The sequence below is a fragment of the Ruegeria sp. BG10 genome, assembly GCF_056538575.1.
In genome coordinates this window covers 40,553-52,957 of the sequence record NZ_JBQFTI010000002.1, presented here as the reverse complement: position 1 = coordinate 52,957, position 12,405 = coordinate 40,553, and the positions used below count along the sequence as shown (strand labels likewise).

The following is a 12,405-nucleotide window of genomic DNA, read 5'->3' as shown; positions in this document are numbered from 1 at the left end:
GTCAATGGAAACGTTTAGCCTTGGCGTAATCCTTTTCACGCTGATCGTTCTGGCGCTGGTCGGCATCATCATGGCGGCACGCTCGCGCCTTGTTTCGACCGGAAATGTCAACATCACCATCAATGGCGAAAAGACCATTTCGGTCCCGGCCGGTGGCAAGCTGCTGCAAACGCTGGCGGCCGAGAAACTGTTCGTCCCGTCGGCCTGTGGCGGTGGCGGCACCTGTGCTCAATGTCGGGTGCGGGTGCATTCTGGCGGCGGGTCGATCCTGCCGACCGAGGAGAGCCATATCACCAAGCGCGAAGCCTCCTGTGGTGACCGCCTGTCCTGTCAGGTGGCGGTCAAGCAGGACATGGACATCGAGGTTCCCGAAGAGGTCTTCGGCGTCAAGAAATGGGAATGCACGGTTCGTTCGAACGACAATGTTGCAACCTTCATCAAGGCGCTGACACTGGACCTTCCGGAAGGCGAGGACGTGAACTTCCGCGCCGGTGGCTACATCCAGATCGAAGCGCCCGCACACCAGTTGAAATACACCGATTTCGACGTGCAGGAGGAATACCGCGAGGACTGGGACCGCTTCAATCTGTGGCAGTACGAGTCGGTTGTTGCCGAGCCGATCGAACGCGCCTATTCGATGGCCAACTACCCGGACGAGAAGGGCATGATCATGCTGAATGTCCGCGTGGCCTCGCCGCCTCCGGGCTCTGACGGAATTCCGCCGGGTCAGATGTCATCCTACATCTTCAACCTGAAACCGGGTGACAAGGTGACGATCTCGGGCCCGTTCGGCGAATTCTTCGCCCGCGAGACCGAGAAAGAGATGGTGTTTATCGGCGGTGGCGCCGGTATGGCACCGATGCGCAGCCACATCTTCGATCAGCTCAAGCGTCTTGAGAACCGCAACCGCAAGATCAGCTTCTGGTACGGCGCGCGGTCCAAGAAAGAGATGTTCTTTGTCGAAGATTTCGACACGCTGGCCAAGGAATTTGACAATTTCGAATGGCATGTCGCCCTGTCGGACGCGCAGCCCGAGGATGACTGGAAAGGCTATACCGGCTTTATCCATAACGTTCTGTTCGAGGAATACCTCAAGAACCATCCTGCGCCCGAGGATTGCGAATTCTACATGTGTGGCCCGCCGATCATGAACCAGTCGGTCATCAACATGCTGCTGGATCTGGGTGTGGACCGCGAAGACATCATGCTCGACGATTTCGGCGGGTAAGAGACCAAAAACCGGCGCTGTTGCGCCGGTTTTTTTTATTCGGGCTTTTGGTAGTATTCCCGATACCAAGCGACAAATTCCTTCATGCCCGTCGCGATATCCGTTTCGGGGTTATAGCCGGTCAGGCTTTGCAGCAAACTGGTATCTGCCCATGTGGCGGGCACATCCCCTTTTTGCATCGGCAAATAGTTTCGCACGGCCTGCTTGCCGAGCGCCTGTTCGATCGCTTCGATAAAGTCCAGCAAGAGGACTTTGTCGGAATTGCCGATATTGACGATGCGGAACGGCGCAACCGGTGACAGGCTGTCGCCCTCGGCGATGTCATCCCTGCTTTCGGGGCGCACCGGAACCGCGTCGATCAGCAGGCGGATCCCGCGTACTAGATCTTCGACATAGGTGAAGTCACGATACATATCGCCGTTGTTGTAGATGTCGATGGGCCGGTCGTTCAGGATGGCGTCGGTGAATTTGAAATAGGCCAGATCGGGGCGCCCCCAGGTGCCGTAGACGGTGAAGAACCGGAACATGGTCGTCGGCAGGTTCCACAAATGGGCGTAGGAATGGGCCATCGCCTCATTGGCTTTTTTCGTGGCCGCATAGATCGTCAGTTGAATGTCGGCCTTGTCCGTTTCGGCAAAGGGCATGTCCTCATTCGCGCCGTAGATCGAGGATGTGGACGCCATCAGCAGATGCTCGACCTCGTGCTGTCGCGCCACCTCCATCACGTTGAAGGTGCCGACGACATTCGACTCGACATAGCTGCGCGGGTTTTCCAGGCTGTAGCGCACCCCGGCCTGCGCGGCGAGGTGCACGATCACCTCGGGCTGGAACTCATCCGCGACCTGCAACAGGCGGTCGTTGTTTTCCAGCAGGTCCTCGCTGGCCGTGAAACCGGGCGTTTGCAGCAGCATCTGGTGACGGCGACGTTTGAGCGTGACGTCGTAGTAATCCGTCATCCCGTCATAGCCATGCACGCGAAACCCTTCGGACAGCAGGCGCTTTGCAAGGTGAAACCCGATAAATCCGGCGGTGCCGGTAACCAGAACCCGTTTCATTCAACCCTCGACCTTTATCCGGAACAGTTTCAACATCAGGGATACCGTCGCCGGGGCAAGGTCAAGGGGATTTTCCGAAGACGCAATTAGCCCACGATCATCTGCTTCATCCGAAGGGCTTCGTATTCCAGTTCTTTCAGACGGAAATGCACAACATCGCCGATAGTAATGACGCCGCGCAGATTGCCGTCGCTCATCACCGGCATGTGCCGGAAACGTCCTTCGGTCATGGTTTTCAAAACGTCGTTCAGGTAATCATCGGGCGCGCAGGTTTTGACGTCGCGTGTCATCAGGTCTTCGACCGACTGGGGCAGGGTCTGACCGGGCGTATCCGCCATGCGCCGCACGATATCGCGCTCGGACAGAATACCCAGCAGCGTCCCGTTCTGGTCGGTCACGACCACGGCACCGATCCGCTTTTCCTTCAGCGTGTTTACGACGGAATGAATCGTTTCGTTCGGACGCACCGCAAAAACCGCATCTCCCTTGCCCGCGAGCAATTTTTCCACGGTCGTTTGCGAATGCGACAGGTTGGAATCAATCGACTGGCTTCGTGTCGCAGTGTCGGCCTTGTCGCCGCGCGTAGGGGGCTGGTAAGAGCTTGGGGCCATTGGCAATCTCCTCTTATACCTGAGATGGCTTTGTTTTTACCTTACCGCAGCCAATCGACCTGTATAGGGTGCAAATGCCCCAACCGGGGAAAACTGCCGCAAACCAAGGATATTCGGCCTTTTGTCTGAACTCTATCTGACCCCGCCCGTTGCCGCCCTGATCTTTTTTGCGGTCGTTGTCTGCGGCCATAATTTCCGCAAGGCCTGGAAGCAGCAGGCGCAGGGCTGGCAGAAAAGGGCCTGGTTGTTCGGCGTGCCGGCGGGCATCGGCCTGCTGGTACTTGGATTCCTGCCCCTGAAACTCTGAAGCCGGTTTGACTCTGATTGGGGGCGCTGGCATACGCCGGGCACGGTTTTCCTTCGGAGGTTCCTCAATGCGCCTTTTGCCTGTTCTGGCTCTTGTGACACTTGTTTCCGGGTGTCTGTTCGACAAGGAACCCGAAGTGGTGCGACTGTCCGGTGAGACGATGGGCACCACCTTCAACATCACCGCGATCGGCACCGATCTGGACACCGACGCGCTGGCCAAGTCAGTTGAAGGAACGCTGGCCGAGGTCAACGCCAAGATGTCCAACTGGGACCCGAATTCCGAGGTTTCGACATTTTCCGCGTCGCCCAGTACCGAGCCTGCGTCGGTATCGGATGAATTCGCCCTTGTGATCGCAGCCGCCAATGAAGTGCATGAGAAATCCGGGGGTCTCTTTGACGTAACCCTCGGGCCGCTGATCGAACTTTGGGGCTTTGGTCCGCGCAAGCCCGAAGACCCGGTTCCCTCGGATGCCGAGATTCAGGCGGCGCTGGACAGTGTCGGACAGGCGCGTCTGCTCAAGCTGGACCGGGATCAGGGCACATTGGCCAAGTCTGATGCAGGCGTCGGGATCAACCTGTCGGCCATTGCCAAAGGATACGGCATCGACGCGGTGGCGGAAACGCTGCGCGATGCGGGGATCGAGGATTACATGGTCGAGATCGGTGGCGATCTGGTGACCATGGGCGACAATGACAAAGGTGAAACCTGGCGGATCGGTATCGAAAAGCCCGAAGCCGGGACCCAGAACCTGCAGTTGATCGTTGAACTGGATGATCTGGGGATGGCGACCTCGGGCGACTACAAAAACTATTTCGAACAGGATGGCGTGCGCTATTCGCATATCATAGACCCGACAACCGGGCGTCCGATCACGCACCGGACAACGTCAGTCACCGTTCTGGCCGAAAACGCGATGATGGCAGACGCCTGGGCGACCGCCATGCTGGCGCTGGGTCAGGAAAAAGGTCTGGAACTGGCGGAAGAGCATAAACTTGCCGTGTATTTCATCTCGCGGGATGTGACAGGCGGCGAAGATGCCTATATCACTGTGCATAGCACGGCGTTCAAGGACGCATTGGGCACCAACTGACAGGTAGGAAGCAAGATGAGCACGTTTATTCTGGCCTTCGTTCTGCTGCTGATCATCATGGTCGGCATGTCACTGGGTGTCATGCTGATGGGCAAGACCATCAAAGGCAGCTGCGGCGGCCTGAACGCGATATCGGGTGCCGATAAATGCGTGGTCTGCCAGAAAGACGTCGATCCCGACAGCCCGCTGCGGGATCAGTTGCAATGCAAGCGCGCCAGAAAGATGCTCGAACAGATGGAGCAGAAGGCCTGAGCGCAGTTTGCGCTTCGCTCTGATGGCGGGAATGGCTAAGTAGATCCCTGACCAGAGGGGGGGGCGCTGACTTGGCCAAAGCCAAAAATATCCTGTTCATCATGTTCGACCAGCTGCGCTGGGATTACCTGAGCTGTTACGGCCATCCCCATCTGCATACCCCGAACATCGACCGCCTTGCCGCGCGCGGGGTGCGCTTTGACCGCGCCTATATCCAGTCGCCGATCTGTGGCAGTTCCCGAATGTCGACCTATACCGGACGCTATGTGCAGTCGCATGGGGCGTCGTGGAACGGCATCCCGCTGAAGGTCGGTGAGCTGACCATGGGCGACCACCTGCGTAAGGCGGGGATGGATTGCTGGCTGGTCGGCAAGACCCATATGCGGGCCGATGCCGAGGGGATGGCCCGGCTGGGTCTGGAACCCGACAGCCTGATCGGCGCCCGGGTGGCGGAATGCGGCTTTGACGTGTTTGAACGCGATGACGGCATGCTGCCGGAAGGACCGGACGGGTATTACGACCCGGACGGCGCCAGGGAATACAACAAGGATCTGGCCGCCAAGGGTTACGAAAGCGATAATCCGTGGCACGATTTCGCCAATTCCGGATTGGATGCGGATGGTAACGTGTTGTCCGGGTGGTTTCTCAAAAACTCTGCCGAGGCTGCCAACATCGCCGAAGAAGACAGCGAAACCCCGTACCTGACCGGACGTGGCATTGAGTTCATGGAAAGCCACTCTGGTCCGTGGTGTTGTCACCTGAGCTTTATCAAGCCCCACTGGCCCTATATCGTCCCTGAACCCTACGCGTCGATGTATGGGCCTGAACACCTGCTGCCTGTGGTCCGGTCCGAGGCTGAGCGGCAAAATGCGCACCCGGTTCTCAAAGCCTTCATGGATACCAGGATTGGTCAGGCGTTTTCGCGCCAGGATGTGCGCGAGGCGGTGATTCCGGCCTATATGGGCCTGATCAAGCAGGCAGACGACCAGATGGGACGCCTGTTCGACTGGATGGAGGAAACCGGCCGGATGCAGGACACGGTGATCGTCCTGACATCGGATCACGGCGACTTTCTGGGTGATCACTGGATGGGTGAAAAGACCTTTTTTCAGGATGCATCGACGCGCGTGCCACTGATCATCTGCGACCCGGCTCCCGAGGCGGACGGAACCCGGGGTACGGTCTGCGACGCGTTGGTCGAATCCATCGATCTGGCACCGACATTTGTCGATATCGCCGGAGGTGACGTGGCCGGGCATATTCTTGAGGGGCAGTCCTTGCTGCCAATTCTGCACGGCAAGTCAGACGAGACACCGAGGGAATTCGTGATTTGCGAATATGACTATTCCGCCTCACCCATTGCGGAACTGCTGAACGCCTCGGTCCGCGATGCGGTGATGTTCATGGTGGCGACCAGGAAATGGAAGCTGATCCACTGCGAAGGCGGGCACAGGCCGATCCTGTTCGATCTGGAGAATGATCCGAATGAACTGACCGATCTGGGTACAAGTGCCGATCATGCAGACGTCATCGCCCGGATGTATGAACACCTGTTCGACTGGGCCCGCCGTCCGTCTCAGCGGACGACACGGTCGGAACAGCAATTGATCGAAATGAGAACCAAAAGCCGCAACAAGGGCATTGTCCTTGGTGTTTATGACGAAAATGATGCGCCGCCGGAGCTGACGGTCAAATACCGGGGCCGCAAGGCGCGGCCCTACAAGGATCGGAATGTCAAGGAATGACCTCGGCACATTAAATCTGGGCACAGCGGCAGAAAAGGCGGTTCAACTGCCCGGGGTCAGGCGGTACAAGACAAACCAGCAGCAGAAATCCGGAGAGCCGCAATGACCGTCCCCAAACCCGTTGTCCTGTGCATCCTCGATGGTTGGGGCCTGTCCGGGGACACCAAGGCCAATGCGCCATTTCTGGCTGACACGCCGACCTTCGATGCCATCATGGCCAAGGGTCCGCACGCATCCCTGATCACACACGGACCGGATGTCGGGTTACCCAGCGGTCAGATGGGCAATTCCGAGGTCGGCCATACCAATATCGGTGCCGGCCGGGTCGTTGCTATGGATCTGGGACAGATCGATCTGGCGATCGAGGACGGTTCCTTCTTTGAAAACGACGCTCTGAAGGATTTCATCGACCGGGTCAAAGCTGCGGGTGGAACTGCGCATCTCATGGGGATCGTGTCTGATGGCGGGGTGCATGGTCATTTGAACCATATCGTGGCTGCGGCGAAGGCGATTGCGGGTGCGGGCGTGTCCGTGGCGCTTCACGCAATTACGGACGGGCGCGATGTGGCTCCGAAATCGGCTTTCACCTATATCACTGAATTGGAAGATCGTTTGCCCGAAGGCGCCCGCATCGTTTCGGTCAGCGGGCGCTATTTTGCCATGGACCGGGACAATCGGTGGGAGCGTGTCAGCGAGGCATATGCCGCGATCATCAAGGGCCGGGGCCGGACGGCGGCAACCGCGCATGGTGCGGTCGATCACGCCTATAACCAGTCGGAAACCGACGAGTTCATCGTGCCTACGGTTCTGGATGGGTACGGCGGCGTCAGGGACGGGGACGGGTTTTTCTGCCTCAATTTCCGAGCCGATCGCGCGCGCGAGATTCTGCGGGCGATTGGCGAACCCGGTTTTGCCGAATTCGACACCGGTCCGCGCCCGAAACTGTCGGCCCTGCTGGGAATGGTCGAATATTCGGACGGGCACAACGCCTATATGACGACCGTTTTTCCAAAGCGGGAAATCGTGAATACGTTGGGCGAATGGGTGGCCAAAAAGGGTCTGCGCCAGTTCCGGCTGGCCGAGACCGAGAAATACCCGCATGTCACGTTCTTCCTGAACGGCGGCAAGGAAACACCCGAGATCGGCGAAGACCGCTTTATGCCGAAATCGCCCAAAGTCGCGACCTATGATCTGCAACCCGAGATGTCCGCACCCGAGGTCACCGCCAAGTTCGTCGAGGCGATTGAGGCGGGGTATGATCTGATCGTCACCAACTATGCCAACCCGGACATGGTCGGGCATACCGGTGATCTTCAGGCGGCGATCAAGGCTTGCGAAGCCGTGGATCAGGGCCTGGCCAAGGTGGTAGCGGCGCTGAAAAGGGCGGGCGGCGCGATGATCGTTACGGCCGATCACGGCAATTGCGAGGTGATGGTCGATCCCGAAACCGGCGGACCGCATACAGCCCATACGCTGAACCCGGTTCCCGTGGCACTGGTCGGCGGGCCTGAAGGCGCAACGCTGCGCGACGGTCGGCTGTCGGATCTGGCGCCAACCCTGCTGGACCTGATGGGGCTTGAACAGCCCCCGGAAATGACGGGAAAGAGCTTGCTGTCATGACCTTTCGCGCCTTTATTCTGGCGGCGCTGCTTGGAACGTCTGCCGGGGCTCAGACCGATCCGTCGACAGCTGCCTTGCAGGCGGCGCAGATGCTGGAACAGGCTTCCGTTTCACTGACCGAGGCCGACGGGGCACGGGATCGAGTACGGGCGCTGACCGAGACCATTCAGGCCTATGAGGCCGGTCTGACCGCGATGCGCGACGGTCTGCGCCGGGCGGCCACGCGCGAGGCGCAACTGACAGCGGAATTGCGGACCCGCGAAAAAGACATTGCGCAGTTGCTTGGCGTTTTGCAGACCATCGAGACGACCGCTCCGCCGGTTCTGATGTTGCATCCGTCCGGCCCTCTGGGCTCGGCCCGGGCGGGGATGATGCTGTCCGAGGTCACGCCGGGCCTGAACGCGCGCGCGCAGGCGCTGGCCCATGACCTGCACGAGGTTCGGACCCTGCGGCAATTGCAGCAAAACGCGTCCGAAACCCTGACTGAGGGCCTGACCGGGGTTCAGACCGCACGCACGCGGCTCAGCGTCGCCATCGCCGACCGGACGGACCTGCCAAGCCGTTTCGTCGAAGACCCGGTCCGCACCGCGATCCTGATTTCTTCCACCGAAACGTTGGAGGGGTTTGCCAGCGGCTTGTCCGAGATATCGGAAGGTGAGATCGCCGGAACAAACGCGGACATTTCCGCCCGGAAAGGCCGGATCGAACTGCCCGCACAGGGGGTTCTTTTGCACCGCGCCGGTGAAACGGATGCGGCGGGCGTCAAGCGGCCCGGTGTGGTTTTGGGCACCCGCCCACGCGCGATTGTGACCTCTCCGACCGCGGCCACAATTCGCTATCGCGGCCCTTTGCTGGACCTCGGCAATCTGGTGATCCTGGAACCACAACCCGGGTTGTTGTTCGTATTTTCGGGATTGCAGGAAGTCTATGGAAATACCGGGCAAGTGGTGCCCGAAGGAACACCGGTGGGATTGATGCCGGGCAAAACGCCGGAAATCGGCGCTATTTTGTCAACAAGCAGTGATGGCACTGGAACTGACCGGTCAGAAACGCTCTATATAGAGGTAAGACAGGATAACAGCCCCGTGGACCCGGAATCGTGGTTTCGGACCGACAAGGATGGATAAACGAGTATGAAGAAATTTGTGATGGCCGGATTGGCCGGAACCGTGGCAGGTATAATTGCGACAACCCAGATTGCCGGCCCCCTGCTGGCGCAGGAGGCGGAAAGCAAGGCCAGCGTCTATGAGCAACTGGACCTGTTCGGTGACATATTCGAACGCATCCGCGCGCAATATGTCGAAGAGGTCGAGCCCGAAGAACTGATCGAAGCCGCCATCGACGGCATGCTGACCTCGCTGGACCCGCATTCCAGCTATCTGTCGCCCGACGACGCAGAGCAGATGCGCGTTCAGACCCGCGGCGAGTTTGGCGGGCTGGGCATTGAAGTCACGCAGGAAGAAGGCTTTGTCAAAGTTGTCTCTCCGATCGATGATACTCCGGCGGATGAGGCCGGGATCGAGGCCGGCGATTTCATCACTCATGTTGATGGCGAAAGCATTCTAGGTCTGACGCTGGACAAGGCGGTCGATCTGATGCGCGGTCCGGTCGGGTCTGAAATTGTGATCACCGTTGTGCGAGAGGGCGAGCAGGAACCCTTTGACGTCACCATCATCCGCGACACCATCAAACTCACAGCCGTGCGTGCCCGCACCGAAGGCACCAGCGTCGTGCTGCGCGTGACGACATTCAACGATCAGACATTCCCCAACCTTCAGGAAGGGTTGAATGAGCAAATCACGGAAGCCGGAGGTATCGGGAAGATTAATGGCGTCGTGCTGGACCTGCGCAACAACCCGGGCGGGCTGCTGACCCAGGCGATCAAAGTCTCGGACGCTTTCCTGAACGAAGGTGAGATTGTGTCGACCCGCGGTCGCGACCCCAGCGAAGGCGAACGGTTCAACGCGACACCCGGCGATCTGGCCGAAGGCAAGCCGATTGTCGTTCTGATCAACGGCGGCTCGGCCTCGGCGTCCGAGATCGTGGCCGGTGCGCTGCAGGATCACCGCCGGGCAATCGTTGTCGGCACCAAGAGCTTTGGCAAAGGGTCGGTTCAGACGGTCATGCCGCTGCGGGGCGACGGGGCGATGCGTCTGACGACCTCGCGCTACTACACGCCTTCGGGGCGTTCGATCCAGGCCCTGGGTGTCAGCCCGGACATCATCGTCGAACAACCGCGCCCCACGCCGGAGACCGAGGAGGAGGCCGACGCGCGTACCCGGTCCGAGGCTGATCTGCGTGGTAGCCTGAACAATGACAGCCTGAGCGAGGACGAAATCCGGCAGATCGAGGAAGACCGGGCCAAGGCCGAAGCCACTGCCGAGCTTCGGGAAGAGGATTATCAGCTGGCCTATGCCATCGACATCCTCAAGGGGCTGTCGGCCTTTAATCCGAACGGTCCTTCCCAGTGACGAAAAATGGGGCCGCCTGATCCGGCGGCCCCTTTTTCGTGGATGGCGTCAGCTTTCCACTTTGTGCAGCTTTTCTTCATCCAGCATCACCGCCAGAATAATTCCGACCGACACCGACAGGGCGGCAAAGACAAATGCCCAGTTCATACCGGTGTCGAAGGCTGTGGCGATGGCTGATTTGACCGTGTCTGATTCAGCCGGGGACAGCTTTTCCATGACCGCCTGCGCTGATGGCGTGGTCAAGGTGCCGCCATTGATGGCCCGCTGATCCGCATCCGACAATTTGATGCCTGCGGATGTCAGATGCTCGGCCAGGCTGCGCATGCTGATGGCATACATAATCGCCGTCGCACAGGCGACCGAGATCGCACCATAGACCAGGTGCGTCATAAAGCTGAGCCCACCCACCAGCCCGGCCCGTTCGGGTTTGACCGCACAGACGGCAGCCGTGCCGGACGGCCCGACGGTCAGCGTGGCCCCAAGCCCGATCATGGCCATGCCAGGCAGGATCTGAAAATACCCAAGCCCGGCGGGCATCACGACAACGCTGACGGCGCCGACCGTGGCGCAAACATAACCCCAGAACAAAAGCCGTTTGGGTCCGAAATCATTATAAAGTTTTCCCGACACGATAGATCCGACCGCCAGCAGGATCGTCAGCGGGGCCAGACCAACCGCTGACCCCAAAGTCGACCAGCCCAGTACCTTTTGCATGTATTGCGGAAAGTAGAGCAACCCGACGAATGCGGCGGATACGTTGAACATGTTCAGCCCCAGCGTGATCCTGAACTCTCGGTTCTGCATCATTTGCGGCAACAACAGCGGCTCTTTCACGCGCTTTTCCACCTTTGGAAACATGAAGAACAACGCTGCGCTGAGGAAAAACAAAAGCAGCAGCGGAACCGAGGTCCAGCCCCAATCCGCGCCCACATCCAGCCCGTAGAGCAGCAGCAGAACGGCAAAGGACAGAATCCCTATACCTGCAAAGTCGATTTGCTCGCCCTGTTTGTGCTGCGTTTCCCGCTCCATCAGCACCAATGCCGTGACCATCGAGATACTGGAGAAGATCACATTGGCCAGAAAGAACAGCCGCCAGTCTCCGAAATTCACCGCTGTGCCACTGATCAGCGGGCCAAAGACATTGCCGGTGGTGACGCCCGCCAGAATCATACCCATGATCATCGCGCGGTGTTCCGGTCGTGAAACCTTGGTTGCGCCAAAGGCAAGCGTGCAGGGCCAGACACACCCGGCCCCGATCCCCTGCAAGGCGCGCGCACCGATCAGAAAGTCGAGGCTGGGTGATACAAAGCACATGACGGACGAGAACAGGAAAATCGACAACCCGATCAGCATCATCCTGCGATGCCCGAACATGTCGCCCATCCGGCCCCCGGCGACCATGGTCATGGCAAAGAACAGCGCATAAATGTTCAGAACCCATTGGGTGCTGGTGATGTCGGCGTCGAAACTGTTTTCGATCGCCGGAACCAGCATCAGCGCTCCGGTGAAGTCGATGCCGATGCCAAAGCCGGTTACCATCAGGGCAAAGACTTTGATCATGCTGCTGCGGTCCATGGGCCTGTCCCCGTTGCTGCGGATAGCCCAATCATGCCTTAAATTCGTTCAAAAGATAAGGATTGCCCAACCGGGAGGGCAGGCCGGTTCAACTGTCCGGGCTTTGCGCCCGCCGGAACGCCCGCTTCAGCATGTCGAGTTCGGCGCGCAACAGTTCGACTTCGGCGCGCAGGTCATCTGCCACCGGTGTGCCTGCAATGATCGTGAAATCGCCCAGCTTCTGCGTTGTCCCGACATCGACAATCATGAAGGAATGCACCCCGTCCGACAGCGCGGCGACAGGCACAGGGATGCTCAGGTCCCAGCCCTTGTCCGACGCGGTCACGCGAACATCGTCAAGAGCGCGGCCAAGGTAACGGACCTCGACCTTCGGTTCGGTTTCGGCCTGGAGATGCCCAAGCCAAATGCCGTCTTCGAACCGGATGGGGGTCAGGGTAGGGTGCGTCAT

The 12,405-nt window shown here is 59.3% G+C and carries 12 protein-coding genes; 8 read left to right on the top strand and 4 right to left on the bottom strand.

Annotated features, from left to right (window positions below; genetic code table 11):
• Nucleotides 1-4 precede the first annotated feature (4 nt).
• Complete coding sequence (gene nqrF, locus ACR0D8_RS11340; protein ID WP_475164012.1) at nucleotides 5-1,228, top strand: NADH:ubiquinone reductase (Na(+)-transporting) subunit F; 1,224 nt, start codon at nucleotides 5-7, stop codon at nucleotides 1,226-1,228.
• A 35-nt stretch (nucleotides 1,229-1,263) separates the two neighbouring features.
• Here the strand turns inward: nqrF and ACR0D8_RS11335 are convergent, their stop codons facing one another.
• Together ACR0D8_RS11335 and ACR0D8_RS11330 are read right to left on the bottom strand one after the other, a co-directional pair.
• A complete protein-coding gene (locus ACR0D8_RS11335; protein WP_480646494.1) occupies nucleotides 1,264-2,283 on the bottom strand; it encodes an NAD-dependent epimerase/dehydratase family protein in 1,020 nt (339 codons plus the stop codon).
• 86 nt (nucleotides 2,284-2,369) lie between these two features.
• Entirely contained in the window at nucleotides 2,370-2,894 is a 525-nt protein-coding gene (locus tag ACR0D8_RS11330; protein ID WP_480646492.1) for a CBS domain-containing protein, read from the bottom strand.
• 121 nt (nucleotides 2,895-3,015) lie between these two features.
• On the opposite strand from ACR0D8_RS11330, the gene ACR0D8_RS11325 reads away from it, so the two are divergent.
• From ACR0D8_RS11325 to ACR0D8_RS11295, 7 genes are all read left to right on the top strand, one after another.
• Entirely contained in the window at nucleotides 3,016-3,201 is a 186-nt protein-coding gene (locus ACR0D8_RS11325; RefSeq protein WP_475164015.1) for a hypothetical protein, read from the top strand.
• Nucleotides 3,202-3,268: 67 nt separating this feature from the next.
• The gene (locus tag ACR0D8_RS11320; protein ID WP_480646490.1) at nucleotides 3,269-4,294 is read left to right on the top strand and encodes an FAD:protein FMN transferase; all 1,026 of its coding nucleotides are present in this window, start codon (nucleotides 3,269-3,271) and stop codon (nucleotides 4,292-4,294) included.
• 15 nt (nucleotides 4,295-4,309) lie between these two features.
• Nucleotides 4,310-4,546 carry a (Na+)-NQR maturation NqrM gene (gene nqrM, locus ACR0D8_RS11315; protein ID WP_475164019.1) on the top strand — a complete coding sequence of 79 codons (237 nt, stop codon included), beginning with the start codon at nucleotides 4,310-4,312 and terminating at the stop codon, nucleotides 4,544-4,546.
• Nucleotides 4,547-4,647: 101 nt separating this feature from the next.
• Entirely contained in the window at nucleotides 4,648-6,291 is a 1,644-nt protein-coding gene (locus tag ACR0D8_RS11310; protein WP_480647110.1) for a sulfatase-like hydrolase/transferase, read from the top strand.
• Nucleotides 6,292-6,393: 102 nt separating this feature from the next.
• The gene (gene gpmI, locus ACR0D8_RS11305) at nucleotides 6,394-7,911 is read left to right on the top strand and encodes a 2,3-bisphosphoglycerate-independent phosphoglycerate mutase (protein WP_480646488.1); all 1,518 of its coding nucleotides are present in this window, start codon (nucleotides 6,394-6,396) and stop codon (nucleotides 7,909-7,911) included.
• Nucleotides 7,908-9,038, top strand: coding sequence for a murein hydrolase activator EnvC family protein (locus ACR0D8_RS11300; RefSeq protein ID WP_480646486.1), 1,131 nt, complete (start codon nucleotides 7,908-7,910; stop codon nucleotides 9,036-9,038). The genes gpmI and ACR0D8_RS11300 overlap by 4 nt, the downstream gene beginning before the upstream one ends.
• Nucleotides 9,039-9,044: 6 nt before the next feature.
• Nucleotides 9,045-10,382 (top strand): S41 family peptidase, encoded by a 1,338-nt coding sequence (locus tag ACR0D8_RS11295; RefSeq protein ID WP_480646484.1) that lies wholly within the window; start codon nucleotides 9,045-9,047, stop codon nucleotides 10,380-10,382.
• 48 nt (nucleotides 10,383-10,430) lie between these two features.
• Here the strand turns inward: ACR0D8_RS11295 and ACR0D8_RS11290 are convergent, their stop codons facing one another.
• A complete protein-coding gene (locus tag ACR0D8_RS11290; protein WP_480646482.1) occupies nucleotides 10,431-11,957 on the bottom strand; it encodes an MFS transporter in 1,527 nt (508 codons plus the stop codon).
• 88 nt (nucleotides 11,958-12,045) lie between these two features.
• Complete coding sequence (locus tag ACR0D8_RS11285; protein ID WP_480646480.1) at nucleotides 12,046-12,405, bottom strand: hypothetical protein; 360 nt, start codon at nucleotides 12,403-12,405, stop codon at nucleotides 12,046-12,048.

Bases quoted from the DNA above. Each gene is read 5' to 3' on its own strand.
- nqrF (WP_475164012.1), top strand. From the start codon at position 5: ATGGAAACGTTTAGCCTTGGCGTAATCCTTTTCACGCTGATCGTTCTG.
- ACR0D8_RS11335 (WP_480646494.1), bottom strand. From the start codon at position 2,283: ATGAAACGGGTTCTGGTTACCGGCACCGCCGGATTTATCGGGTTTCAC.
- ACR0D8_RS11330 (WP_480646492.1), bottom strand. From the start codon at position 2,894: ATGGCCCCAAGCTCTTACCAGCCCCCTACGCGCGGCGACAAGGCCGAC.
- ACR0D8_RS11320 (WP_480646490.1), top strand. From the start codon at position 3,269: ATGCGCCTTTTGCCTGTTCTGGCTCTTGTGACACTTGTTTCCGGGTGT.
- nqrM (WP_475164019.1), top strand. From the start codon at position 4,310: ATGAGCACGTTTATTCTGGCCTTCGTTCTGCTGCTGATCATCATGGTC.
- ACR0D8_RS11310 (WP_480647110.1), top strand. From the start codon at position 4,648: ATGTTCGACCAGCTGCGCTGGGATTACCTGAGCTGTTACGGCCATCCC.
- gpmI (WP_480646488.1), top strand. From the start codon at position 6,394: ATGACCGTCCCCAAACCCGTTGTCCTGTGCATCCTCGATGGTTGGGGC.
- ACR0D8_RS11300 (WP_480646486.1), top strand. From the start codon at position 7,908: ATGACCTTTCGCGCCTTTATTCTGGCGGCGCTGCTTGGAACGTCTGCC.
- ACR0D8_RS11295 (WP_480646484.1), top strand. From the start codon at position 9,045: ATGAAGAAATTTGTGATGGCCGGATTGGCCGGAACCGTGGCAGGTATA.
- ACR0D8_RS11290 (WP_480646482.1), bottom strand. From the start codon at position 11,957: ATGGACCGCAGCAGCATGATCAAAGTCTTTGCCCTGATGGTAACCGGC.
- ACR0D8_RS11285 (WP_480646480.1), bottom strand. From the start codon at position 12,405: ATGACGCACCCTACCCTGACCCCCATCCGGTTCGAAGACGGCATTTGG.